The sequence below is a fragment of the Actinocatenispora sera genome (genome assembly GCF_018324685.1).
GTDB lineage: Bacteria > Actinomycetota > Actinomycetes > Mycobacteriales > Micromonosporaceae > Actinocatenispora > Actinocatenispora sera.
Genome location: NZ_AP023354.1, coordinates 6,525,242 through 6,549,259, shown reverse-complemented (window position 1 = coordinate 6,549,259; position 24,018 = coordinate 6,525,242). Strand labels below are relative to the sequence as shown.

General features: G+C 72.4%; 22 protein-coding genes and 1 riboswitch. Of the genes, 13 read left to right on the top strand and 9 right to left on the bottom strand.

Annotated features, from left to right (window positions below; genetic code table 11):
• Positions 1-3: 3 nt before the first annotated feature.
• The 3 genes from eccB (at position 4) to Asera_RS30805 (ending at position 2,691) form a co-directional block, all read left to right on the top strand.
• The gene (eccB, locus tag Asera_RS30815; protein WP_030447094.1) at positions 4-1,383 is read left to right on the top strand and encodes a type VII secretion protein EccB; all 1,380 of its coding nucleotides are present in this window, start codon (positions 4-6) and stop codon (positions 1,381-1,383) included.
• Between the two features lie 40 nt (positions 1,384-1,423).
• On the top strand, positions 1,424-2,068 hold the full coding sequence (locus tag Asera_RS30810) for a response regulator (RefSeq protein ID WP_030447093.1): 645 nt from the start codon (positions 1,424-1,426) through the stop codon (positions 2,066-2,068).
• Between the two features lie 191 nt (positions 2,069-2,259).
• A complete protein-coding gene (locus tag Asera_RS30805; RefSeq protein ID WP_030447092.1) occupies positions 2,260-2,691 on the top strand; it encodes an FHA domain-containing protein in 432 nt (143 codons plus the stop codon).
• A gap of 113 nt (positions 2,692-2,804) precedes the next feature.
• Here the strand turns inward: Asera_RS30805 and Asera_RS30800 are convergent, their stop codons facing one another.
• From Asera_RS30800 to Asera_RS30790, 3 genes are all read right to left on the bottom strand, one after another.
• Complete coding sequence (locus tag Asera_RS30800) at positions 2,805-3,155, bottom strand: DUF3817 domain-containing protein (protein WP_030447091.1); 351 nt, start codon at positions 3,153-3,155, stop codon at positions 2,805-2,807.
• 19 nt (positions 3,156-3,174) lie between these two features.
• Complete coding sequence (locus Asera_RS30795; RefSeq protein ID WP_030447090.1) at positions 3,175-3,579, bottom strand: hypothetical protein; 405 nt, start codon at positions 3,577-3,579, stop codon at positions 3,175-3,177.
• Between the two features lie 72 nt (positions 3,580-3,651).
• Positions 3,652-4,893, bottom strand: coding sequence for a glycoside hydrolase domain-containing protein (locus Asera_RS30790; protein ID WP_051802432.1), 1,242 nt, complete (start codon positions 4,891-4,893; stop codon positions 3,652-3,654).
• 266 nt (positions 4,894-5,159) lie between these two features.
• Here Asera_RS30790 and Asera_RS30785 point away from each other — a divergent pair, with 266 nt between their 5' ends.
• The 3 genes from Asera_RS30785 (at position 5,160) to Asera_RS30775 (ending at position 9,075) form a co-directional block, all read left to right on the top strand.
• On the top strand, positions 5,160-7,334 hold the full coding sequence (locus Asera_RS30785; RefSeq protein WP_051802431.1) for a transglycosylase domain-containing protein: 2,175 nt from the start codon (positions 5,160-5,162) through the stop codon (positions 7,332-7,334).
• A gap of 125 nt (positions 7,335-7,459) precedes the next feature.
• Complete coding sequence (locus Asera_RS30780) at positions 7,460-8,383, top strand: cytochrome c oxidase assembly protein (protein ID WP_211255619.1); 924 nt, start codon at positions 7,460-7,462, stop codon at positions 8,381-8,383.
• A gap of 155 nt (positions 8,384-8,538) precedes the next feature.
• On the top strand, positions 8,539-9,075 hold the full coding sequence (locus Asera_RS30775) for a DinB family protein (RefSeq protein WP_030447086.1): 537 nt from the start codon (positions 8,539-8,541) through the stop codon (positions 9,073-9,075).
• A gap of 330 nt (positions 9,076-9,405) precedes the next feature.
• Here the strand turns inward: Asera_RS30775 and Asera_RS33750 are convergent, their stop codons facing one another.
• Positions 9,406-10,059, bottom strand: coding sequence for a LysM peptidoglycan-binding domain-containing protein (locus tag Asera_RS33750; protein WP_030447085.1), 654 nt, complete (start codon positions 10,057-10,059; stop codon positions 9,406-9,408).
• A 2-nt stretch (positions 10,060-10,061) separates the two neighbouring features.
• Positions 10,062-10,216, bottom strand: a riboswitch (cyclic di-AMP (ydaO/yuaA leader).
• Positions 10,217-10,564: 348 nt separating this feature from the next.
• Here Asera_RS33750 and Asera_RS30765 point away from each other — a divergent pair.
• Together Asera_RS30765 and thrS are read left to right on the top strand one after the other, a co-directional pair.
• Positions 10,565-12,721, top strand: coding sequence for an FUSC family protein (locus tag Asera_RS30765; RefSeq protein ID WP_030447084.1), 2,157 nt, complete (start codon positions 10,565-10,567; stop codon positions 12,719-12,721).
• Positions 12,722-12,957: 236 nt separating this feature from the next.
• Positions 12,958-14,196, top strand: a complete 1,239-nt coding sequence (gene thrS, locus Asera_RS30760) for a threonine--tRNA ligase (RefSeq protein ID WP_030447083.1) — start codon at positions 12,958-12,960, stop codon at positions 14,194-14,196.
• A gap of 61 nt (positions 14,197-14,257) precedes the next feature.
• Here thrS and Asera_RS30755 read toward each other — a convergent pair whose 3' ends face one another.
• On the bottom strand, positions 14,258-15,481 hold the full coding sequence (locus Asera_RS30755; RefSeq protein WP_051802430.1) for a serpin family protein: 1,224 nt from the start codon (positions 15,479-15,481) through the stop codon (positions 14,258-14,260).
• A gap of 84 nt (positions 15,482-15,565) precedes the next feature.
• Entirely contained in the window at positions 15,566-16,105 is a 540-nt protein-coding gene (locus Asera_RS30750) for a hypothetical protein (RefSeq protein WP_030447081.1), read from the bottom strand.
• Positions 16,106-16,536: 431 nt separating this feature from the next.
• On the opposite strand from Asera_RS30750, the gene Asera_RS30745 reads away from it, so the two are divergent.
• Complete coding sequence (locus tag Asera_RS30745) at positions 16,537-19,494, top strand: glycine--tRNA ligase (RefSeq protein WP_030447080.1); 2,958 nt, start codon at positions 16,537-16,539, stop codon at positions 19,492-19,494.
• Between the two features lie 183 nt (positions 19,495-19,677).
• Here Asera_RS30745 and Asera_RS30740 read toward each other — a convergent pair whose 3' ends face one another.
• The gene (locus tag Asera_RS30740) at positions 19,678-19,929 is read right to left on the bottom strand and encodes a hypothetical protein (protein ID WP_030447079.1); all 252 of its coding nucleotides are present in this window, start codon (positions 19,927-19,929) and stop codon (positions 19,678-19,680) included.
• Between the two features lie 166 nt (positions 19,930-20,095).
• On the opposite strand from Asera_RS30740, the gene Asera_RS30735 reads away from it, so the two are divergent.
• Entirely contained in the window at positions 20,096-20,326 is a 231-nt protein-coding gene (locus Asera_RS30735) for a GntR family transcriptional regulator (RefSeq protein WP_030447078.1), read from the top strand.
• A 146-nt stretch (positions 20,327-20,472) separates the two neighbouring features.
• Here Asera_RS30735 and Asera_RS30730 read toward each other — a convergent pair whose 3' ends face one another.
• Positions 20,473-20,760 (bottom strand): DUF3224 domain-containing protein, encoded by a 288-nt coding sequence (locus Asera_RS30730; protein WP_051802429.1) that lies wholly within the window; start codon positions 20,758-20,760, stop codon positions 20,473-20,475.
• 59 nt (positions 20,761-20,819) lie between these two features.
• Entirely contained in the window at positions 20,820-22,034 is a 1,215-nt protein-coding gene (locus Asera_RS30725; RefSeq protein WP_030447076.1) for an acyltransferase family protein, read from the bottom strand.
• A 241-nt stretch (positions 22,035-22,275) separates the two neighbouring features.
• On the opposite strand from Asera_RS30725, the gene ndk reads away from it, so the two are divergent.
• The 3 genes from ndk (at position 22,276) to Asera_RS30710 (ending at position 24,007) form a co-directional block, all read left to right on the top strand.
• Positions 22,276-22,701: a nucleoside-diphosphate kinase gene (ndk, locus tag Asera_RS30720; RefSeq protein ID WP_035297242.1), complete on the top strand. Its 426-nt coding sequence runs from the start codon at positions 22,276-22,278 to the stop codon at positions 22,699-22,701.
• Between the two features lie 113 nt (positions 22,702-22,814).
• Complete coding sequence (locus Asera_RS30715) at positions 22,815-23,303, top strand: pyridoxamine 5'-phosphate oxidase family protein (RefSeq protein ID WP_030447074.1); 489 nt, start codon at positions 22,815-22,817, stop codon at positions 23,301-23,303.
• A gap of 107 nt (positions 23,304-23,410) precedes the next feature.
• Complete coding sequence (locus tag Asera_RS30710) at positions 23,411-24,007, top strand: TetR/AcrR family transcriptional regulator (protein WP_030447073.1); 597 nt, start codon at positions 23,411-23,413, stop codon at positions 24,005-24,007.
• Positions 24,008-24,018: the final 11 nt, after the last annotated feature.

The window sequence follows — 24,018 nt, the reverse complement described above, 5'->3', positions numbered from 1 at the left end:
GCGATGTGGACCCAGCGCGACCAGGTGCAGGCGTACCAGTTCCTGCGCCGCCGGCTGGTGTCCGCGCTGGTGGCGGCGGACGCGAACCACCCGGTGTCGCCGAGCCGGCGGCTGATCCTGTCCAGCATCCTGGGGCTGGCCGCGGTGGTGCTCGTCGCCGGCGGCTTCGGGGTGTACGGGCTGCTCAAGCCCGGCGCCGGCGCGGACTGGCGGAAGACCGGCCAGGTGGTGCTCGCGACCGACACCGGCGCGAGCTACGTGCTCGGCGGTGACGGCCGGCTGCACCCGATGCGCAACTACGCCTCGGCCCGACTGCTGGCCGGTGGCAACGGATCCGCCACGGTCAGCGTGCCGGAAAGCGCGCTGCACGACGCGCCGCGCGGCGCCACGCTCGGCATCGCCGGCGCGCCGGAGGCGCTGCCGGCGGTCAAGCAGCTGCTGTCCGGACCATGGACGGTGTGCGCGCAGCGGCCGACCGGTGGCCCTGCCGCGGCCACCCCGACCACGACGGTGCTGGTCGGTGCCCGCCCCGCCGGTACCGCGGTGCCGGCCAGCCGCGGCCTGGTGGTCCAGGACCCGGACGGCGGCCGCTACCTGGTCGTCGCCGCCACCCGCTACCGGGTGGCGAGCGACCGCGCGCTGGTCGCGATCGGCTTCGACGCGGTCGATCCGGTACCGGTACCGGCGTCGTTCGTCGCCGCGCTGCCGGCCGGGCCCGACCTGGCCGCTGCGACCGTGCCGCACACCGGCAGCGCCGGGGTGCGAGTGGGCGGCAAGGACCGGCTGGTCGGCCAGGTACTGCGGGCGGCGACGGTGGGCTCCCCGTCGTACCGCTACTACGTGGTGCGCGCGGACGGGTTGGCCGCGGTGACCGAGACGCAGGCTGCGCTGCTGCTGGGGGCGCCGGGGGAGCGCGCCGCGTACGGCGGGACGGCGCCGAAGCTGGTCGACGTGGCCGGCGCGGACGTCGCCGACGCGAAGCGCGCGCACGCCGACCCGGCCGACTTCCCGGCCCGGCTGCCGCGCCCGGTGACCGGCGCGGACCGGCTTTCGGTGTGCGCCACCGGTTCCGGTGGTACGCCGAGCACGCTGCTGCTGGCCACCAGCCCGGCGCCGGCCGGGGCGAAGCCGGTGCCGGTCTCCGGCCGTACCGACCGGGTCGCGAACGAGATCTACCTGCCGCCGGGACGCGCCGCGGTGGTCTCCGCCGGTAGCGTGTACCTGCTCACCGACCAGGGCGAACGGTTCCGGGTGGCGGACTCCGCATCGCTCGCCGCGCTCGGCTACGGGTCGGTCCGGCCGGTGCCGGTGCCGGCCACCCTGCTGGCCCTGTTCCCGTCCGGGCCGACGCTGTCCACCGCGGCCGCGGCGAGTACCGGCTGACCGTGGACCGGTTCGTGGCATGGCTTCCTGGGGAGGGCCGATGGACGTGACGGTTCGGCAGATCGCGGTCTGCGTGGTGGAGGACCACCCGCTCTACCGCGCCGCGCTGGTGCGCGCGCTGTCCGAGGCGCCGGACGTGACCGTCGGGGTCACCGCCGGCTCGCTGGAGGAGTTCTCCGCGTACCGGCCGGATCCCGGCGGCGTGGTCATCCTCGACCTGCGGCTGCCCGGGGTACGTGACGCCGCCGCGGTGGTCGACGTGGTGGGCCGGGGCCACCGGGTACTGGTGGTGTCGGCGCACGGCGACCACCGCGACGTGCTGGCGGCGATGGCGGCCGGCGCCCGCGGCTACCTGACCAAGAACTCCGACGCGGACGAGATCCTGCGCGCGGTGCGCGAGGTCGCCGCCGGCAACAGCTACGTCTCGCCGACGCTCGCCTCGTTCCTGCTCGAATCGTCCCGGGAGCGGCAGGCCGGGGTGCGGCTGGAGCTGTCGGACCGGGAGCGCGAGGTGCTCGGGCTGGTCGCGGCGGGTGAGCGGGACCAGGACATCGCCGAGGCGCTGAACATCAGCGTCCGGACGGTGCGCTCGCACCTGGACCGGATCCGGGAGAAGACCGGCGCCCGCCGCCGCGCCGAGCTGACCGGTGAGGCGTACCGCCGCGGCATCGTGCCGCCGAGCTGACCGGCGCGGTCTCGCGGTCGCCGGTGAGCGGGGTCGGCCTGACGGTTGCCGGGCCGCCGGCGCGGCCGGGTGACCGGCGGATGGGGTGGTTGCGGCCGGCACGGGCGGTTACCCGCCGGTGAACTGGGCGGCTGTGTCACCGGGCGTCGGGCTGTGCGGTTATTGTCCGGCTGCGGCGGTAGGGTGGCCCAATGACCACTGCCGACCAGACGCACCCGCTGATGGACGCCACCTCGGTGCTCAACCTGGACACCCTGGCCGAGATGCTCGGTGATCCCCGAGCCGACCACAACGCGGCGGTCGCCGAGGCTCTACCGCCCTATCTGGCGGTGCTGCTGGTGCGTGGCGGTCCGCAGACCGGCGCCCAGTTCCTGCTCGACCGCGACGTGGTCACCGCCGGCCGGCACCCCGACGGCGACATCTTCCTGGACGACGTGACGGTGTCCCGCCGGCACGCCGAGTTCCTCCGGGACGGGACGAGGTTCTCGGTGCGCGATCTCGGCAGCCTGAACGGCACCCATCTCAACGACGAGCGGGTCGAGTCGGCGGTGCTCACGCATGGCGACGAGATCCGGATCGGCAAGTTTCGCCTGGCGTTCATCGCCCCACCGGCGCGGTCCTAGACCGGCCCGCATCCGGCTGGCGAGCCGCTCCAGTTCGGACCAGCCGTACGCGTAGACCTCGTCCAGGTCGACCGTGGCGCCTGACCGCGCTGTCCGACACCGGTTGACGGGCCTCAGCCGGTGGCCGCGTGCTGCTGCGCCTCGGTGCGGGCGGCGATGTCGGCGCGCACCCGCTTGGTGGTGACGTGCTCGGCGACGAACGACACGACCGGGATGGTGCCGCACAGCATCACCACGAGCATCCGGCCGTACGGCCAGTCCAGCCGGCGGGCCAGGTCGAACGTGAGGACCAGGAACACCATGTAGAGGAAGCCGTGCAGCGGGCCGACGATCGCGGACACGATCGAGATGTGCGCCAGGTGGTTGAGCGGCACCCCGATCCCGAACAGGACGACCAGGCCGACGCTCACCACGATCGCGATGATGCGATAGCGGGTGAGTGCGCCACTGACGGAAGCGTCCACGGTGCTGCCTTTCGTCGTGTCAGCCCGGGTAGTCCCGGCGGCTGCGGTGCGGGTTGGCATTCTGCCAGGCCAGGTAGGCGTTGTAGGCGGCGAGTTCGGGGTCGTCCTCGACCGTCGTGGCCGGTACCTGGCGCTCGGTGCGGCGGATCGGCCGCGGCGCGCCCGGCAGCACCGGTGCGGTGAGCCGCTCCGGTTCCGGCTGGGGCTCGGCGGAGATCTTGCGCCGCTCGTCTCGGATCAGCCGGGCCCAGAAGACCACGGCGAACACCCCGAACACCGGCCACTCGAAGGTGTAGCCCCAGCTCAGCGCGTTGCCGCCCTGGGCGCGGGTGAGCTGCCACCAGGACATGAACAGGCAGACACCGAACGCCAACACCATCAGCAGGTGCAGCGCCAGCCAGCGGGGCGACAGGAACCGTCGCATGGGCCAGAGACTACCCGCGGCTCGATCGGCATCCGCCGCCCCGGTACCGCGCCGCGGCCCGCCTTACGGTGCTCAGTGCACGTACAGCCAGTCCGCGTCGATGTTGATCTTGATGCCGCCGTGCGTCTCGGTGTGCGCCCCCCAGTACTGCTTCATCCGGTGCCCGGACCAGTACTTGCTCGGGATGTAGCGGCTGTTGACGGTCGGTTTCTTGTCCCACTGGGCGAAATCGATCGTCCCGGGCATCCGATACCGGCCCGCCTTGCGGGCGGCGACCAGCTCGTCGATCGCCGCGGCCCGGCTGGAGTACACCCCGGAGCGGTAGTGCAGCGCGTTGATCGTCGCGGTCCAGGTGGACAGGTAGCGCAGTACCGCGGTCGAGCAGGAGCCGCCGCGCGGGTAGAACTCCATGTCGTGGATGATGATCGACCCGGCGGCGAGGCCGTAGTGCTTCGCCTGCTGTACCGCGTCGGTGGCGTCCGCCTTCGCCTGCCCGGAGGCCTTCGCCGCGCTGGTGATCCGGTACGGCTCGCCCGAGCACGGCGCCTGGCGGCCGACGTACATGGCGAACACGTGCCAGCCCTTGCCGGTCTGCCGGGCCACCCAGGACGGGTCGAGGTTCGGCTGGTCGGGGCAGCCGAGATCGCCGCCGCCGATGTACACGCCGACCGCGCGGAACCGTGCCTTCGCGAGCCACGCGTCCATCGTCTTGGAGCTCGGCGCGGTGCAGGAGTCGAAACCGTACCCGTGGAACGTGCCGGGCACCTTGGTGCTCACCGCCGGCTCGTTCTCCGGTTCCCGGATCGCCCGCGGGCGCGCCTGCTCGGTGATCCGGGCGCTGGCCAGGACGGCGTCGACCAGCTCCGGCCGGCTGCCGTACGTGGTGGTCAGCTCGACGCCCGCGGCGGCCAGCGCGACCCGGCCGGTGTGGTCGGTGCTGCGCGGCGCGGCCTCCGGTACGCCGCGAGTCACGACGGTGCTGCCCGGTGCCGCGGTGGCCGCGGCCGGGCGCAGGCTGATCGTCTCGGTGCGGCCGAGGATGCGCGGCGGGCAGTCGGCCGAGTCGCCGGGGGTACCGAGGTAGACCGCGTGCCGGTCGAGGCGGGCGCAGGTGCCGGGGTGCCGGGCCAGGTCGATCACCGGCCAGGCGGCCGGTACCCGCAGGCTCACGCCGTGATAGGTCACGAGCTTGCCGGCCGGCGCGGCGGCACCGGTACCGCTGCCCAGCGCCGCCGTGGCCACCAGCGCGGCGGCGCCGGCCAGCGCCGAAACCTTCCGATGTTTCCGCTGCGTAGTGCGGTTGTTTCGGCTCATTGCGCGCACCGCGCACCCTCCCCCCGTCGGGTCCGCCAGCACCCGGGCCGTCCCATCGGCGTCAAGGCGCCCGCCGGGTACCGCAAGACATGTCTCTGCCTATCACTCGCATTTGTGTGCACGTCGACATTTCCGGGTTTGTCAGCCGGTGGCCCGACCGTGCGGCGGGTTCCGACGGCACGACTGGTACTCACTGTGTGTTCTGTGGCGATCACGCGGATCCGCCGGTTGTGCGCCTACTGTGCGCTTCGCGGTAGCCTCGCCGCGTGGCCAACCCCGACCGCGACCGGCATCCCCTGCTGAACCTCGCGTACCTGTTGCTGGCGAGCGTGCTCGCGGGCGTCGTCGTCGCCGCGGTCGCGTTCCCGGCGGTCGGTGCCACCGGCTTCGCCGCGAAGAGCGGCTCGGACACCTTCGAGGACCTGCCGACCGAGCTCACCATCACGCCGTCGCCGGAGAACTCCTACCTCTACGCGGCCGACGGCAAGACCGTGATCACCTCGTTCTACGAGGAGAACCGCAAGGACGTCGGGATCGACGAGATCCCGCCGGTGATGCGACGGGCCATCGTGGCCGCCGAGGACACCAGGTTCTACCAGCACCACGGGGTCGACATGCACGGCGTGCTCCGGTCGCTGATCGCGAACAACAGCGCCGGCGACGTCCGCCAGGGCGCCTCCACGCTGACCATGCAGTACGTCCGGAACGTGCTGTTCACCGCGGCGAAGACGCCGGAGCAGGCGCGGGCGGCCACCGCGCAGACCGCGGACCGCAAGCTGCGCGAGATGCGGTACGCGCTGGCGCTGGAGAAGCGGATGTCGAAGACCGAGATCCTGCGCCGCTACCTCAACATCGCCGCGTTCGGTCACCAGGCCTACGGGGTGTACGCGGCGAGCGAGCGGTACTTCTCGGTGCCGCCGTCGAAGCTGACGCTGCCGCAGGCCGCGCTGCTTGCCGGCCTCGTCAAGGCGCCCGACGCGTACGACCCGACGCAGGCCGACCCGAAGCCGGCCACCCAGCGCCGCAACTACGTGCTGGACCAGATGGTGGCGCTGCACTACGTCGATGCGAAGAAGGCCGCGGCGGCGAAGCGCAGCCCGCTCGGGCTGCACCCCTCGGAGGTACCGAACGGCTGCGTCGACGTGCCGGCCAAGCATCGCGACTGGGGCTTCTTCTGCGACTACTTCCTGAGCTGGTGGACCGCGCAGCAGCAGTTCGGCGAAACCCGGCAGGCCCGGCTGGACACGCTGAACCGGGGCGGCTTCAAGATCGTCACCACGCTGGACCCGAAGGTCCAGCAGATCGCGCAGCACGAGGTGTTGCGCCAGGTGTCGACGCACAACCCGTACGCGATCAGCATGGCGGTCGTGCAGCCGCGCACCGGCAAGGTGCAGGCGATGGCGACCAACCGCAACTACAGCCTGGACACCAGCCACAACGGCAGATCGACGCGGCACAACGGGCAGCGCGGCAACTATCCGAACACCACCAACCCGCTGATCTCCGGCGGCGGCGACATCTACGGCTACCAGGCCGGGTCGACGTTCAAGATGTTCACCATGCTCGCCGCGCTGTCCGCGGGCAAGCCGCTCGCCACCTCGTTCAAGGCGCCGGCGAAGCTGAAGACGAAGTACCCGGTCGGCGGCGGGCCGGCCAGCTGCGGCGGCTACTGGTGTCCGAGCAATGCCAACCCGTCCTGGATGGACGGCAAGCGGATGATGTGGGACGGCTTCGGCCGCTCGGTCAACACCTACTTCGCCTGGCTGGAACAGCAGGTCGGGGCGGAGAAGGCGGTCGCGATGGCGAAGAAGCTCGGCGTGCGGTTCCTCGCCCCGTCCGACGCGAAGCTCGCCCGCAACGCGCACGAGTGGGGCGCGTTCACCCTCGGCGTCTCGGCGGTGACCCCGCTGGACCTGGCGAACGCGTACGCGACGGTCGCCGCGGAGGGCGTCTACTGCGCGCCGCGCAGCGTGCTCGCCGTGACGAACCGGGACGGCAGGGCCGTCTCGATCCCCGGCGCCGACTGCCACCGGGTGATCTCGGCCGACGTGGCTCGCGCCGCCACCGACGCGGCCCGCTGCCCGGTCGGGCAGCAGAGCTACTACAAGCAGTGCAACGGCGGGACCGCGCCGAACGGGTTCGGCGCCTCGATCGGCCGGCCGTTCGCCGGCAAGACCGGTACCACCGACAACACCCAGACCGCCACGTTCGTCGGGTTCACCCCGCAGCTCGCCGCGGCGGCGATCGCCGCCGATCCGGACAACCCACGCAACGCGGTCGGGGATGCGTACGCGGACAAGGTCGACTGGGCGGTCGGCAACACCATCCGCCGGTCGCTTGCCGGGCATGCCGTCCGGCAGTTCGGCAAGCCGTCGAAGAAGATCGCCGGCCACCTGTCCAGCGGCAAGCACAAGCCCAGACACCGGCGCCACCACCACTGACCCCCGCCCGGCACGCCGCGGTCGTGCCGGTCACCGGTGCCGTACCTGCCCGGTGCCGGGGCGTGCGCCCCGCGTACGGTGGATCCGACGGGTACAGGGGGTGGGTCATGCCGGGAATGGGTCACATGGGACCGGAGCTCGCGCCCACCCTGGGTCGACTGCTCGCACCGTCCATGGACTGGTTCTTCCTGATCTGCTGCCTCGCCGCCGCCGCGGTGTACCTGGCCGGTGTGGTCCGGTTGCGCCGGCGCGGCGTGGCATGGCCGGTGCTGCGCACGGTGGCCTGGCTGGCCGGGATCGTCTCCATCCTGTTCGTCACCTGCACGGGGCTCGGCACGTACGGGATGGCGCTGTTCTCGGTGCACATGATCCAGCACATGGTGCTGAGCATGTTCTCGCCGATCCTGCTGCTGCTGGCGGCGCCGATCACGCTGGCGCTGCGAGCGATCCGGCCCGCGCCGCGCGGCAAGATCGGACCGCGCGAGGTGCTCGTCAAGGTGTTGCGGTCCCGGGCTGCCCGGGTGCTGACGTCCCCGGTCTTCACCCTGCCGCTGTTCATCGCCAGCCTGTACGGCCTCTACTTCACCCCGCTGTTCGACTTCGTGATGAGCAGCTGGCTGGGTCACCACTGGATGCTGGTGCACTTCATCCTGGTCGGCTGGATCTTCTTCTGGCCCGTGATGGGCAGTGACCCGGCACCGCACCGACCGCCGCACATCTTCCGGATGATCGAGCTGTTCCTGGCGATGCCGTTCCACGCGTTCTTCGGCATCGCCGTGATGCAGTCGTCGACGCTGATCACCAAGACGTTCGCGCATCCGCCGCTGTTCTGGGGCATCAACACGCTGTCCGACCAGCACACCGGCGGCGGCATCGCCTGGGCGTTCAGCGAGGCGCCGACGCTGCTGGTGGTGATCGCCCTGTTCGCGCAGTGGATCAAGGACGACGAGCGCCGGGCACGCCGGGACGACCGCGCCGCCGACCGGGACGGCGACGCCGCGCTCGCCGCGTACAACGCCTATCTGGCCCGGCTGAACCGCCAGTCCTGACCCACTCCGCACCGTTCGATCACGGTGCCCGGCGCCATTGATCATGCCGTGCTGTTGTGCGGCCCGCGTGTGCGCCGTACTGGGATTCATGACCCACGGTGCGCGGTCGGTGGTTGCGGACCGAAGCTGACCGCTGCGCGGGTCAGACTGGCGGCATGACGAACGACAAGATCGCCTCCGAGCAGCAGTTGCTGGTCCGGTTCCTCGCGGGGCAGCGGGAAGCGTACCGGCAGGCCGTGTCCGGGTTGGACGAGGAGCAGGCCCGCTCGGTGCCGTCGGCCAGCGCGCTGAGCCTGTCGGTACTGATCAAGCACTGCATCGACGGCGAGCGCACGATGATCAACCGGATCGCCGGTGCCGAGGAGGCCGCCGACCCGGTGGCGAAGTGGCAGGCCGGTTGGCAGCTGACCGACGCGGACACGGTGCCGGCGCTGCTGGCCAAGTGGGAGGAGGTGGGCCGGCGCACCGAGCAGGTGCTGCTGGCCGAGCCGGACCTGGATCGGGTCGTGGACATCCCGGCGAACGTGCGGCAGTGGCTGCCGAACGACACCGCGTACACGGTGCGCTGGCTGGTGCTGCACTCGATCGAGGAACTGTCCCGGCACGCCGGCCACGCGGATGTGATTCGCGAGTCGATCGACGGCGCGGTCGGGCACGGGGTCAAGCAACAGCCCGGCGCAGCCTGGGGCTGAGTCACAGCCCGGCGCAGCAGGGGGCTGGGCGCCAGCCCGGCGCGGCCTGGGAGCGCGCCAGGGTCTGGCTCGGTCAGGACCGAGCGACAGCCCGGGATGCTGGGGCTGGTCCACGCCGGCCGGAATGCCGACGGCCGGCCATGGTCCACAGCGGACGATGGCCGGCCGGATCGGCGCGGGACGCGGCGGGGGGAGTCGCGACCCGCGGCGGTACGGCGAACCGCACCGCGCCGGTGTCGGGCGCCGGGGGGATGGCGCACCGCACCTTCTTCAGGAGGTGGCGTGCCGGGCCGGGGGGGTGACCCGGCACACCGGGAGAGCGGGCTTGCGTCAGGCCAGGACGAGGACCTGGCCGGGGAAGATCAGGTTCGGGTTGCCGTCGAGCGTCGTGCCGTTGTTGGCGTAGAGCTCCTGCCACCCGCCCTTGACCTGGTGCTCGGTCGCGATGGCCGACAGCGTGTCACCGTGCTTGACGGTGTACTTCGGGCCCTTCTTCTGCGCGTGCGTGGCCGGCAGCCGCGAGGCGGAGCCACCCGCCGACGAGTTGCCCGTCGACGAGCCACCCGTCGAGGAGCCGCCGCCGGAGCCCTGGGTGTTGCTACCGGAGTAGTCGCCCGCGTCGCCGGCGCGCGCGCCGCACACCGGCCAGGCGCCGATGCCCTGGCTGGCCTTGACGCGCTCGGCGACGGCGATCTGCTGGCTGCGGCTGGCCTGGTCGGCGCGCGCCGCGTACTGGCCGCCGCCGTTGGCGTCCCAGGTGCTCTGGGAGAACTGCAGGCCGCCGTAGTAGCCGTTGCCGGTGTTGATGGCCCAGTTGCCGCCGGACTCGCACTGCGCGATCGCGTCCCAGTTGGTCCCGGACGCGCTCGCCGCCTCGGTCAGCCCGAACAGCGGTACCGCGGTGACGGCGCCGGCCGCGACCGCCGTGATGGCGATCTTGCGACCCAACCTGGCCCGGGGGGAAAGGGCACGGTGCTTCGCCATGGGTTGTCTCCCTCGACGCCTACGAGGTGAGCTGTCGGGTTCGGGCCGAGGGGTACTGGCCCGGCCGCGGGTTGCGGCTTCACCCCGAGGCACCGCCGTGTCGCGGTGCCGAGGAACCTGGGTCCCCCGCTCCATGCCTGGCAGGTACGTGGAACCACGGTGACGGCGGCATGGACTCGGCGTACCGGCCGTGGTTGCCCGCGACGGCGGACCGGCTGACCGTAGGTGCACCGGGTCCGCGGACGCAAAGTTCGGTGGGGCGATGGTGAAGAGGGCCACGTCCAGTCGGTGCGACACCACTCGGGACCGGACGAACCGCACCGCATAACCGTGTGTTTGCTGTACGAAGGCGGAACACACCGCGCGGGCGTTCAGAAACCCCGCACAGAGTGATCACATCATCGCGATGTGCAATATCGAGCGCGGTCTCGCGGCCGCCATGACCGCGTTCACTCCGGCCGACGGCGGCGGCCGACGGCGTGCGTAGTTCCATCACAATGGAACCATGTCGGCCGCCGGATCCACCCTCGCGCTGCGCCGCCGGTGGACCGACCTGATCGCCAGCGGGTACGACCGGCTCGTCGCCTCCGACCCCGGGCTCGCCCGGCTGCGGCTCGCGCTGGGCGTGCTGGTCAGCGTCGTGCTCGCGGTGGTGATCCTCGGCCTCGCCGGCTTCGCGATCACCGGCGCGCTGCTCGGCGCCAGCATCGCGATGGTCGCCTCGTCCGGCCCGGTGCAGCCCACGGTGCGCAAGCAGGCGGCGGTGATCGTCCTCACGATCCTGCCGGCCGCGGGCGCATTGACGCTGTCCGCGCTGCTCTCCGGGCACCACGTGGTGTCCGATCTGGTATTCCTCGTCGTCATCTTCGGCGCGGTCTACATCCGCCGGATCCCGGACTACGGCTTCCCGCTGGGGTTCCCGGCGTTCATGATGTTCTTCTTCGCCTCGTTCGTGGGCGCGAGCCCGGCGGCACTGCCGATGCTGCTGCTCGCGATCGCGGTCGGGCTGGCCTGCGCCGGGCTGATCCGGATCGTCGTGCTGCCACCGCGTTCGGCCCGCACCTTCCGCCGGGTCCGGCGCGGCTTCCAGGCCCGGCTGGCCCAGGTCCTCGACAGCGTCGCCGACCTGCTCGCCGACGGCCCCGCCACCGGTCGGCTGGACAGGGTGCGCCGCCGGGTCGACCGGATGCACGAGAGCGCCCTGATGGTCGAGGCGGAGCTGGACAGCCCGCTCGCCCCCGCCGGCGCCACGCTGCACCAGCGCCGGGTGCTCGCCGCCGAACTCGCCGCGGAGTCGCTCGCGCACGAGGCGCGCCGGGCCATGACGGCCACCGATCGGCCCAGCGAAGCCGATCGGGACCTCGCCCGCGCCCGGTTGGGGACGCTGATCGAGCTGATCCGGGTCGACCGGCAACGCGGCGGCTCGGGCGAGTTCCGGGTACCGGACTGGGTCTGCGACCGCGAGCAGCGGGTCGCCGGGGTCGATCCGGCGGCCCGCGGCCTGCTGTGGGCGATCGCCGAGGTCGGGGCCGCGGTCGCCCGCTCCCGCAAGGCGAACCATCGCCCGGTGCTCGGGCCGCCGGTGGACGACGAGGAGGACGTACCGGAACGCGCCGACCGCGATCCGGTGGCCCCGCCGGTACGCGGGCTCGTCGGCCGGCTGCTGCCGTCCACCCGGCAGGCGATCCAGGCGACGGTGGGCTGCGGGTTGGCCATCCTCGCCGGCGAACTGCTGTCCCCGCAGCGGTGGTACTGGGCGGTCATCGCCGCTTTCGTCGTGTTCGCCGGCACGTCCTCGGCCGGCCAGACGTTGATGAAGGGCTTCCGCCGGGTCGTCGGCACCATGATCGGCATCGTCACCGGTACCGTCGTCGCGCTGCTGGTCGCCGGCGATCTGCCGCTGGTCGCCGGACTGCTGTTCGTCTGCATCTTCGCCGCGTTCTACCTGATGGCGATCTCCTACAGCGCGATGACGTTCTTCATCACCGTGATGCTCGGCCTGCTCTACAGCCTGCTCGGTACCTTCACGCCAGGGCTGCTGGTGCTGCGGTTGGAGGAGACGGCGGCGGGAGCTGCCGCGGGCGCGCTCGCGGCGCTGGTCGTGTTGCCCACCAGTACCAAGAGCATGCTGCGCGACTCGGTGGCCCGCCTGCTCGACCGGCTCGCCGGGTTCGTCACGTCCACGGTGGAGCTGATGGCCGACGGTGAGCTGGTCGACCTGATCGACGCCTCCCGGGACGTGGACGCCGACCTGGACGCGGTACAGACCAGCGCCGAGCCGCTGCTGCACCGCATCAGCCCCCGCCGGGCCCGGCGCAGCGACACCCGGCACCTGGTCCGGGTGCTCACCCGGTGCGCCCACCACGCCCGCGGCATCGCCGCCAACGCCGAGGTGGCCGCGCTGCCGGCGGACCGGACGCTGGCCGAGGTCGGCGCCCGCGTCGCCGCGAACCTGCACCGGCTGCGCGCGGTGCTGCGGGACGAACCGCACCCGGAACCGCTGGTACGGGACGAGAACCCGGCCGCCGCGATCGGTCGCGGGGTGCCGGCGGGCCTGGACGAGCGAACCCGCCGCGCGGTGGATCACCTCACCCAGCTGGACCAGGCGGTCATCGCGCTGGCCCGCCCGCTCGGCGCCCGCCTCGCCGACCGCCCCCGGTGAGGCCGGCACCGGAGCGATCGTGATGGCGGCCCTGGGGCCGGAGCGATCGTGATGGCGGCTGGGCGCCGGTTGAGGTACCGTCTCCCCATGGACTTCGCTCAGCAGACGACGACGCCGGTGACCCGGCGCCCTCGATGCTGAGCTGATCTCAGCCAACGACCACGGCCCCGGGGTGACCCCGGGGCCGTCGTCGTGTCGGTGCGGGGGGTCGCGCCCGGGGCAGAAGGGAAACTCCGATGTCCATCGAAACCTCCGCACCCGCCGCCGACCTCGACCGTCCGGACCACCGGCGACTCGGTCGCGAGCTCGACCTGTTCGCCACCGATCCGCTGGTGGGCTCCGGCCTGCCGCTGTGGCTCCCGGACGGCGCGATCATCCGGTACGAGCTGGAGAAGCTCGCCGCCGAGTCGGCCGCCGCCGACGGCTGCCGCCGCGTGTACACCCCGGTACTGGCGAAACGCGAGCTGTACGAGCGATCCGGGCACTGGGCGAAGTTCGCCGACGACATGTTCCCGCCGATGCGCGTCGGCGGCGAGGAGTTCGTGCTGCGGCCGGCGAACTGTCCGCACCACGCCCTCGTGTACGCGTCGCGCCAGCGCAGCGTGCGCGACCTGCCGCTGCGGCTGAGCGAACTCGCCTCGATGTTTCGCAGCGAGCTGTCCGGCGTGCTGTCCGGGCTGTCCCGGGTGCGGCAGATCAACCTGGACGACATCCACGTGTTCTGCGCACCGGACCAGGTCGGCGACGAGATCGTCCTTGCGCTGCAGGCGATCCAGCGGGTGCACCGCCAGCTCGGTGTCGAGGTCGCGGGCTACCGGCTGTCCCGTCGCGGGTCCGGCACCAACTACCTCGGCGACGACGCCCTCTGGTCGGCCGCCGAGGGCCAGCTCGCCGACGCCCTCGACCGGCTCGGACTGTCCTATCAGGACGCCGAGGGCGAGGCGGCGTTCTACGGCCCGAAGATCGACGTCCAGGTCGCGGACGCCGCGGGGCGCGAGGAGAGCCTCGCGACCGTGCAGCTGGACTTCAACCAGCCGGAACGGTTCGACCTGCAGTACGTGGGGCACGACGGTGCGCGGCACCGCCCGGTGATGATCCACCGCGGCACCGTCGGCGCGATGGAGCGGCTCGTCGCGTACCTGCTGGAGCGGCACGACGGCGCGCTGCCGACCTGGCTGTCCCCGGTGCAGGTGGCGGTGCTGCCGGTCGCCGCCGACCAGCTGCCGGACGCGGAGCGGCTGCTCGATGCGTTGCAGGACAACGGCATCAGGGCCGAACTGGCCGGCCCGCAGGACAGCCTCGGTGCCCGGGTGGCGCGGGCCCGGCAGCGCCGGGTGCCGTACCAGGCGGTGATCGGCGCCCGCGAGGCGGTGGCCGACGCGGCGACCGTACGCACCCGCGACGGCGCCCGCCGGCTGCTCGGCACCGCCGACCTGGTCGCCGAACTGCGCGCCCACATCACCGCCCGCGACTGACCGGCGGTCGGCAGACCACGGCTCCGCGCCCGGCGACACCTGCTGGCTGCCGGGCTGGCGCTCAGCTGCGGGTGGGATCGGTGACGCGGGCGAGCAGGACGGGCTCGCCCGTGTGCCGGTCCCGGATCAGCATCAGGTACGGGTGGTCGAACCGCACCTGGCGCGGCGGCAGCTGGACGCTGGTGGCGGTGACGCCGACCGCCGTCGCCGCCGCGGCCTTGGTGCCCTTCTCGGCGACCGACAGCGTGGCGCGGTGCGCGACGAACGACAGCGCCCCCGCGTCCGGCGAGATACCGGTGAAGTCGGCGCCGGGCTCGAACGCGACACCCATCCCGAGCCCGGACAGCGTGCCGGACAGGCCCGCCGACCAGGACAGGTTCACCTTCGGCAGGTCCAGGCCGAGCGGGGTGTCGTGCAGACCGCCGGTCAGCGCGGTGAGCGTCGCCGGGGTCGGTACCCGCTGGTCGCCGTCCGGCAGCAGCGCGAGCATCTCCAGCCGCCCACCCCGGTACGGCAGCGCCACCGCCTGCCAGCCGTTCGCCGCGGCGTACCGGTAGCTCCCGTCACCGTGCAGGAAGTCGGCGTGGACGGTGCCGCTCGCGGTACGGAAGGCCGCCGGGTGGGTGTCGGTGGCCCGGAACGGCCGCTGCCACCGGGCATCCAGCGCCATCGCGTCGGTGAGCACCCAGCCGATGCCGTCCAGCTGGTCGGCCGACACGATGGCCGGGATCCGGCCCTTCGTCTGCGCCGACACGGTCTCGTTGATCGACGTGGCGCTCGCGGCCGGGTCGCTGCGCAGCGGTACCCGACGGACGCCGGCCCGGTAACCGGTGGCGAGCCGGTCCAGGTAGTCGCGTCTGGTCTGCTCCCGCCGGTCCAGCCACACCGTGTCGCAGACCTGAAGCCCGGGCGTGGACCGCAGCGCGTCGGTGCGCCGCTGCAGGCCGGCGAGCAGCGGTTCGCCGGTGGCCGGCAGCCGCAGTACCCGGGCCATCGCCGCCGCGGTCGGGCCGCGGGCACCCTGGTACGCCATGCCGAGGCCGGAGGCGAGGCTCTCCGGCGACAGCACCACGTTGCCCTCGGCCGGCTGCGCCGCCAGTACGGCGAGGCCGAAGCCGGTGTCCGCGCCGGCCAGCGCGGCGGCGCTGGGCGCTCCGGTGGCGGCGACCGGCCGGGCGGTACCGATCGCCAGCGGTGCCGCGGTGTGCTGCCGGCCGGAGGCGGCGAGGGTACCGCCGAGCAGCAGGACGACCAGCGTGCAGCGCAGCAGGCGGGTGGCGTACATGCCCGTTGGACGCGCCGCGACCGGCCCCGGTTCCGTACCGCCTGGGTCGGTCCGGGCCGCTTCGCCCGGTGATCGCGGCGTGGCTCAGTTGAGCGGGTCGAGGCCGCCGCCGTCGGTGCTGCCGGCGGTCGGACCGCTGCCGTCGGTGCCGAGGCCGCCGCCGTTCGGGTCGCTGCCGTTCGAGCCGTCGCCGGAGGTGCTGCCGAGGCCGCCGTCGCTCGGCGAGTACTCGGACGGGCTCGGCGACGGCGGGCAGGACGTGCCGTGCCGGGAGTTGTGGTAGCCGCCGTGGTACCGGGAACCCGAGCCGGACCCGCCGTCGTCGTAGTCGTGGTAGCCGGACCCGCCGTCGTCGTCGCCGTAGTCGTGATAGCCGGAGCCCGACCCGCCCTCGTCCCCGCCGGTGTGGCTGCCGCCCTCGGAGCCGCCGCCGTGCGATCCGCCGTGCGAGCCACCGTGGCTGCCGCGCGCCAGCGTGATGGTCTCGGTGCTGCCGAGGCTGTAGCAGTCGTCGGAGGTGCCCGAATCGCAGCCGGTGACACCGAGCAGGGTCGCGCCGGACAGTGCCGCGGTGACCGTCAGCCCGATCACCCGGCGCCGTACGGGGGAGGGAAAGTGGATCATGGGGGCAGGGTAGGAGCCACCACCAAACGACCAGCGACGCCTCGGTCTCAGGCTCGCTGCCGGCCGGGACGCGGTCGAAGCAGCCCTGGTCGGCGGCCGGCTGGCGACGGGCGCGGATGCCGTCGGCGAGGTTCGCGTCGACCTGCCGTTAATTCCGAAAGGGTAAATACGTCAATTGACGTGCTTGCGCCCCGCGGCGTGGTTCCGGCGACACGGACGCCGTCCCGCGAGCCGCCGGCTCCCGCTGCCCCGCGCCGCCGCCGCACCGGTCCGGCAGCGGCGTCGCACGACGCCGTGCGGGAGCGCGCACGCTGTGCATCCGGCCGTACCCACGCTGTACACCCGCCCGCGGCCGGCGCGTGCAGGCTCGGCCCATAGAATCGGCGGGACTCGACGGACCCGATTCAGGTGGGACAGATCTCGTGTTGACGATGCAGGACGCCCTGTTGGCCTTGCAGCGGTACTGGACCGATCGCGGTTGCATGATCATGCAGCCGTTCAACACCGAGGTCGGTGCCGGGACGATGAACCCGGCGACGATCCTGCGGGTGCTGGGTCCGGAGCCGTGGCATGTCGCGTACGTGGAGCCGTCGGTGCGGCCGGACGACTCGCGGTACGGCGAGAACCCGAACCGGCTGCAGACGCACACCCAGTTCCAGGTGATCCTCAAGCCGGACCCGGGCGACCCGGTCGAGGTCTACCTCGGCTCGCTGGAGGCGCTGGGCATCGACATCCGGGCACACGACGTCCGGTTCGTCGAGGACAACTGGGCGGCACCGGCGCTCGGCGCCTGGGGGCTGGGCTGGGAGGTCTGGCTGGACGGGCTGGAGATCACCCAGTTCACCTACTTCCAGCAGGCCGGCGGCAAGCCGGTCGAGCCGGTCTCGGTGGAGATCACCTACGGCATCGAGCGCATCCTGATGGCGCTGCAGAACGTCGGCCACTTCAAGGACATCGCCTACTCCGACGGCATCTCGTACGGCGAGGTCTTCGGCCAGTCCGAGTACGAGATGTCGCGCTACTACCTGGACGACGCCGACGTGGCGACCAACCAGGAGCTGTTCGAGGCGTACGCGACCGAGGCGCGGCGGATGCTCGACGCCCGGCTGCCGGTGCCGGCGCACAACTACGTGCTGAAGTGCTCGCACACGTTCAACGTGCTCGACTCGCGCGGCGCGATCTCCACCACCGAGCGGGCCCGCGCGTTCGCCCGGATGCGCGGCCTGGCCCGCGAGGTCTCGGCGCTGTGGGCGGAGCGGCGCGAGGAGCTGGGGTACCCGCTGGGTGTCGCCGCACCGCCCGCGCCGGCGGTGCGCGGCGAGCTGCCGGCGGTGTCCGGGCCGGCCACCGTGCTGTTCGAGATCGGCGTCGAGGAACTGCCGCCGCACGAGGTGACCCAGCAGGTCGCCGCGGTTCGCGTGGCGGTCACCGACAAGCTCGCCGCGACCCGGCTGGCGCACGGCGAGATCCGGGTCGAGGGCACCCCGCGGCGGCTCGCGGTGCTGATCGACGCGGTCGCCGACACCGAGCCCGACGCGCAGCGCACCCTGCGCGGGCCGAAGGTCGCGGCAGCGTTCGACGCGGACGGCAACCCGACGAAGGCGGCGGCCGGGTTCGCCCGTGGTCGCGGCGTCGAGGTGGCCGACCTGGAGCGCATCGACGTGGACGGCGTCGAGCACGTCGGCGTCACCGTCACCGACACCGGCCGGCCCGCCGCCGAGGTGCTGAGCGACCTGTTCGCCTCGGTGGTGGCGGAGCTGCGCGCGGACAAGAACATGCGCTGGCGCGACGAGGGACTGTCGTTCACCCGGCCGGTGCGCTGGCTGACCGCGCTGTACGGCGAGACCCCGATCCCGGTGGCCGTCTCGTCGCTGTCCGCCGGCCGCACCACCCGGATCCGGCGCACCGCGCCGACCCCGGTGATCGACGTACCGGCAGCACAGTCCTATGTGGACACGTTGGCCGGGCACGGGATCGTCCTGGCCGCGGCCGACCGACGTGCGCAGATCGTCCGGCGCGCCCAGCAGCTGGCCGCCGAGGTGGGCGGCACGATCGACGTCGAGGGCGAGGCGGCGCTGATCGACGAGGTGACCAACCTGGTCGAGGAGCCGAACCCGCTGCTCGGCAACTTCGACCCCAAGTACCTCGACCTGCCCTCGGAGATCCTGACCACGGTGATGCGCAAGCACCAGCGGTACCTGCCGGTACGTGCCGCCGACGGCACCCTGCTGCCGCACTTCGTCGCCGTGGCGAACGGGCCCATCGATGTCGACGCGGTCCGCGCCGGCAACGAGGCGGTGCTGCGCGCCCGGTACGAGGACGCCGCGTTCTTCTGGCGCGCCGACCTCGCCGTCGCGCCGGCCGACATGAAGGGTGGGCTGGACAAGCTCACGTTCGCCGACAAGCTCGGCTCGATGGCCGACCGGGCCGAGCGGATCGCCGCCACCGCAACCGATCTGGCCGACCTGGTGGGCCTGACCGGTGGCACCGCGGCGACGGTCCGGCGGGCCGGTGAGCTGGCCAAGTTCGATCTCGCGTCGAGCATGGTCATCGAGCTGTCCAGCCTGGCCGGCACGATGGCCCGGGAGTACGCCCGGCGCGCCGGCGAGCCGGACACCGTCGCCGCCGCCCTGTACGAGATGGAGCTGCCGCGCGGTTCGAGCGCGTTGCCGACCACCGTGGGCGGTGCGGTGCTGGCGCTCGCCGACCGGTTCGACCTGCTGACCGGGCTGTCCGCGGTGGGGGAGAAGGCCACCGGCAGCTCCGACCCGTTCGGGCTGCGCCGGGCCGCGGTCGGCGTCGTGTCCATCCTGCGGGCGTTCCCGCAGCTGTCGGCGATCACGCTGACCGCCGGGCTGCGTGCCGCGGCCGCGCACGCGCCGGTCCAGGTTGCCGACGAGGTGCTGGCGGAGCTGCACGACTTCCTGGTCAAGCGGTACGCGCAGCAGCTCGCCGACGCCGGCCACGACCACCGGCACGTCGAGGCGGTGCTGCCGCTGGCCGACGCGCCGGCGCACGCCGACGCGACGCTCGCCGAGGTCGGCAAGCTCGCCGGTGACGAGGGGTTCGAGGCGCTCGCCCAGGCGCTCGGCCGGGTGCGCCGGATCGTACCGGCCGACACCGCCGCCGGCCACGACGCCGCGGCGCTGGTCGAACCGGCCGAGATCGCGCTGGCCGAGGCGACCGCCGAGGTGACCGAGGCGCTGCCGGCCAACCCTGGGCTTGCCGGCTTCGTGCCGGTGGCGACCGCGCTGACCGGGCCGATCAACACCTTCTTCGACGACGTACTGGTGATGGCCAAGGAGCCGGAGCTGCGCGCCGCCCGGCTCGGCCTGCTCGCCACCATCCGCGACCTGGCCGCCCCGATCCTGGACTGGTCGGCCCTGTAACGGGATCCGTGCTCCGGTCACTCTCCGTCGACCGGAGCACGAACCCGACCCACCGCCGGAGCGGTGCTGGTCCGTCGACCTGCGCCGCCAGACGGGGTTCAGGCCGCGGTCAGCCAGTGACTCCTCACCACGGCCACCCCGGTCAAGCGTGAATGGCGTGGTTCGGGCCGTTTGCGCCGGCAGCTAAGCCAATCTCCGCACGAGCAAACCCGAGACCCTGCAGTAGAACACCCGGACCGGCGAGGCGCCGTCGATGTCGTCCAGCGGAGCGGCATGGACGTACACGGCGCCTTCGACGAGCGCCGGCGAGGTCTTGACGACCATGTGCCAGCCGGAGCCCCATCCGTGGACGCCGGCAGCCGGCGAGATCCACACGGCGTCGCCCGCGTGAACGTCCTTCGCGCTGGATATCCGATGTGCCTTGGTGTCGGACACACCCGCTCCCTTCACGAGCGGTCAGGAACCAGGTGAACGGGTCACTGGCCCTCGGTGATGTCTTGACCTGGATACACAGTGTATATCGGTAACACACATGACACCATGCCAGACCCAATCAGTCCTCATGAACCTACGCCGGACGATTTCGGTACACGCTCGTGGTGTGGTGAACCCGGATGTGCCCCTCTACGCGTGGGAGCAGATACGCGAGCTGATCCGTGGCCGTGTCGACGACGGCACGTACCAGGGCAAGCTTCCGGCCGAGGTCGACCTCGCCGCCGAACTCGGGGTGGCCCGCGGGACGGTGCGGCACGCACTGACGGATCTCGTCGCGGCCGGTGTCCTGGTGTCGGTGCGGGGGCTCGGTTACTTCGTGGCCCGAAACAGACCCTAGACGCGCCTGGTGTCCTCGACCCGCGCCGGCGCGGGTCGAGGACAGCGCCCGCGGCATCGCAGGCGAAGTCGGCGCTGTCAGGGGTCCGTGCTCCGGTCGCCTCCGGCGACCGGAGCGATGGCCCGGGGCTTCGGCCGGCTGGTGTGTCAGGCGGGCAGGTCGTGGTCGAACCAGATGCGGTGGATGCCGTCCGGATCGACCGCCATGCCGCCCACGCCGGAGATTCCGGTCAGCTCGCCGGTGCCGCTGCTCGGCACCACGACGAAGTGGTCGCCGTGCCGTCCGCCGTCGCCGCCGGTGGTGGCCGAGTGCGCGAAGTTGAACGCGCCGGTACGACCGCCGAGGGTGCCTTCGAACGACTCCATCGCGACGTACGTCCCGACGCCGCTGGTCTGGTCGAACGCGGCGACGGTGAAGGCCCCTGCTGCATGCATGCGGCGACCCTAGCCGCCGGGTCCGACATCGGCGGCCGGCCACCCGGCGCCGTCGCGCGTCACCGCTCGGACAGCGCCGGTACCCGGGCGAGCACGGCGCCGCGGATGCGCAGCCAGACCCGGGTGATCAGCTCCGCGAGCGGCCGCGAGAACCGGTTCTCCACCAGTACGTGCAGCGCCCAGGCGATGCCGCACACCCCGGCGATGGTGAGCCCGAGCACCAGGTACCGGTTGAGGCCCAGGTCGTGGTGCAGGAAGTCCAGCGAGATGAAGCCGACGTTCTCGTGGATGAGGTAGAGCGGGTAGGTCAGCCCGGCGAGCCAGGCGACCTTCGCCGCACCCGGGACCCGCAGGCCGGAGACGATCGCCGCGAAGATGGCGAAGATCGCGGTGATCACCGCGGCGACCACCCACGGGCTGAACAGCACGTGGTAGTAGTCGGTCTGCGCGTTGAAGTAGTGGATCGCGTAGCGGCCGCACACGCCGTAGGCGACCACCAGCGGCGGCACGTACTTCCAGCGCCAACGGTCCCGGGCGACCAGCGCGAAGAACATGCCGGCCACGAAGTACGGCGCCCAGGCGGGTACCAGGATCAGGTTCAGCCAGTCCGGCGCCGGGTGGTGCAGCGCGAACATCGAGATCGCGAGCCAGCCGAGGCCCAACGCGATGACCCGGTTGGTGGTGATCCCGATCCGCACGAACGCCAGGATGACCAGGTAGAAGGCCAGCTCGATGGTGAGCGTCCAGTAGACCCCGTCGACGTAGTCCACCCCGTACGCCTCGGAGGCCATGGACAGGTTCTGGATCCACTGCTGGAACGAGACGCTGAACCGTCCGGTGGGGTCGAAGGCCATGATCAGCGCGGTGAACGTGCAGGCGGTCCAGAAGGCCGGGTAGAGCCGCCCGATCCGGGACGACAGGTACCGGATCGGGGTGCGGTTCCAGGCGCTGTTGAGGATGACGAAGCCGCTGATGACGAAGAACAGCGGGACGCCGAGGTTGCCGTAGTGGAAGATCCCGCCCGGGTCGTGGAAGCCGGTGTGTGCGAACACCGGGTCGGTGGTGCTGGCCCGGAACAGGAAGTGGAAGCCGAGCACACCCAGCGCGGCGACCAACCGGAGCAGGTCGACCTCGTGGTAGCGGCGCCGTTGGCCGAAGCCGCCGGTCGCCCGGGCCGCGGCGGTGCCGCTCGCCCGGACCGCGGCCCCGGTGACGTCGCCGACAGGTGCGCTGTCGGTACCGATGCGGTCGCTGGTAGTAGTGCTGGAACTCATTGCGTAGTTGGTACCCAATCGACCTGAAAGGAAACTGAACGCGGTCCGGCCATGGTGCCGCCGACCTGCGGCGATGCGCTCGGCCCCCGGTACGGTCGTGGGGTTTTTCACAGTGGTTTGTCCTGGAAAGTACCTGCTCGCGCGGGCCTTGTCCGGCTCGCACCCGCCGTTCGTTAGGCTCGCCTGGGGCAACCGGGAACGCACCGTGTTCGCCCGGGTGCGGCGACCGCCGCACCGTCACATCCCGTGGGGAGGATCCGTGTCCGAGCGCACGCTCGTACTCATCAAGCCGGACGCCGTCCGGCGCGGCCTGACCGGCGAGATTCTCGGCCGGCTGGAGCGCAAGGGGCTGCGGATCGACGCCGCCGAGCTGCGCACCATGGACGCCACGCTGGCCGACGCGCACTACGCCGAGCACGTGGCCAAACCGTTCTACCCGCCGCTGAAGGAGTTCATGACCTCCGGCCCGCTGCTGGCGCTCGTGGTCTCCGGCGACGAGGCGATCGCGGTGGTCCGCGCGTTGTCCGGCGCCACCGACGCGCGGCAGGCGGCGCCCGGCACGATCCGCGGCGACCTCGGCCTGTCCAACCGGGAGAACCTGATCCACGCCTCCGACTCGACCGCCTCGGCCGAGCGCGAGATCGCCCTCTGGTTCCCGAAGCTCTGACACCCGGTTGCGTCCAGACCCTAGGTGCGCCTGACGGCACTCGGTCCTTGCGTCCGGGATCGGCCCGGCGGACCTGACAACACCTGTCAGGCCACCGGCCTAGCGTCGGTCGCATGCGATGGCAGGAATTCTCCGTACAGTGTCCGGAGCTCGCCGCGGCCGCGCGGGACCGGTTCGTCGCCGACCAGCTGGTACTGCTCGGCACGATCCGGTCCGACGGGGCGCCGCGGCTCAGCCCGTGTGAGGTCGACTTCGCCGCCGACGAGCTGATGCTCGGCATGATGTGGCGCTCCCGCAAGGCGCTGGACCTGCGCCGCGACCCGCGGCTGGCCGTGCTGAGCCTGCCGGCGGGCAAGGACAACCCCGGCGGCGACGTCAAGCTGGACGGGCGCGCCGTCGAGGTGGCCGACCCGGACCTGCGCGAGCGGTACTGCCAGGCGATCGAGGCGCGGATCGCCTGGCACCCGACCGGCGACTACCACCTGTTCGTGCTGGACGTCGAGCGCGCCGCGACGGTGCGGTTCGACCCCGCCGACGGGATGATGACCGTCCGCCGGTGGCGCCCCGGTACCGAGGTGAGCACCGAACGCCGCCCGGGCTGACGGCTCCGCGCCGGGATGCCGCCGTACCGGTGTGCTGCCCGGGCTGGGCATAGCGGTACGGCCGGGCTATATTGATGACTGGCTGGTCAGTCATCATGGAGGTGTCGGTGAGCCCGCGACCCGTGAACAAGGACGAGAAGCGCGCCGAGATCCTCGACGCGGCGATCCGGGTGTTCGCCCGCGCCGGCTTCCACCCGACCAAGATCGAGGACGTCGCCCGCGAGGCGGGAGTCGCCAAGGGCACCATCTACCTCTACTTCACCAGCCGGGACGACATCCTCGCCGCCGCGTTCGAACGGTTCGCCGACGAGGCGTTGCGCGGCGTCCGGGCTCTGGTCGAGTCGGCCGAACCGGCGCTCGACCGGCTGCACGCGCTGGTGCGCGCCATGGTGGCCGGGGCCACCGCCGAACCGGAGCTCGCCCGGATCGTGTTCGACTTCTGGGCCGTCCGCGGCCCCGGCGCCGCCACCGTCGACTTCGCCCGGATCTACGCGGAGCACCGCCGGCTCATCGCGCTGCTGCTCGACCGCGCCGTCGCCGAGGGTGCCCTGCCGGCCGACGTGCCCGAGCAGACCCCCGCGGTACTGGTGGGGCTGGTCGAGGGGGTCCTGCTGCAGTGGCTCGTCGACCCGGCCCGGGTGGCGCCCGGGCCGGCCGCCGACGCCGCCACCGACCTGCTGCTCGCCGGCCTCACGGCGCGCTGACCGAAGGAGCC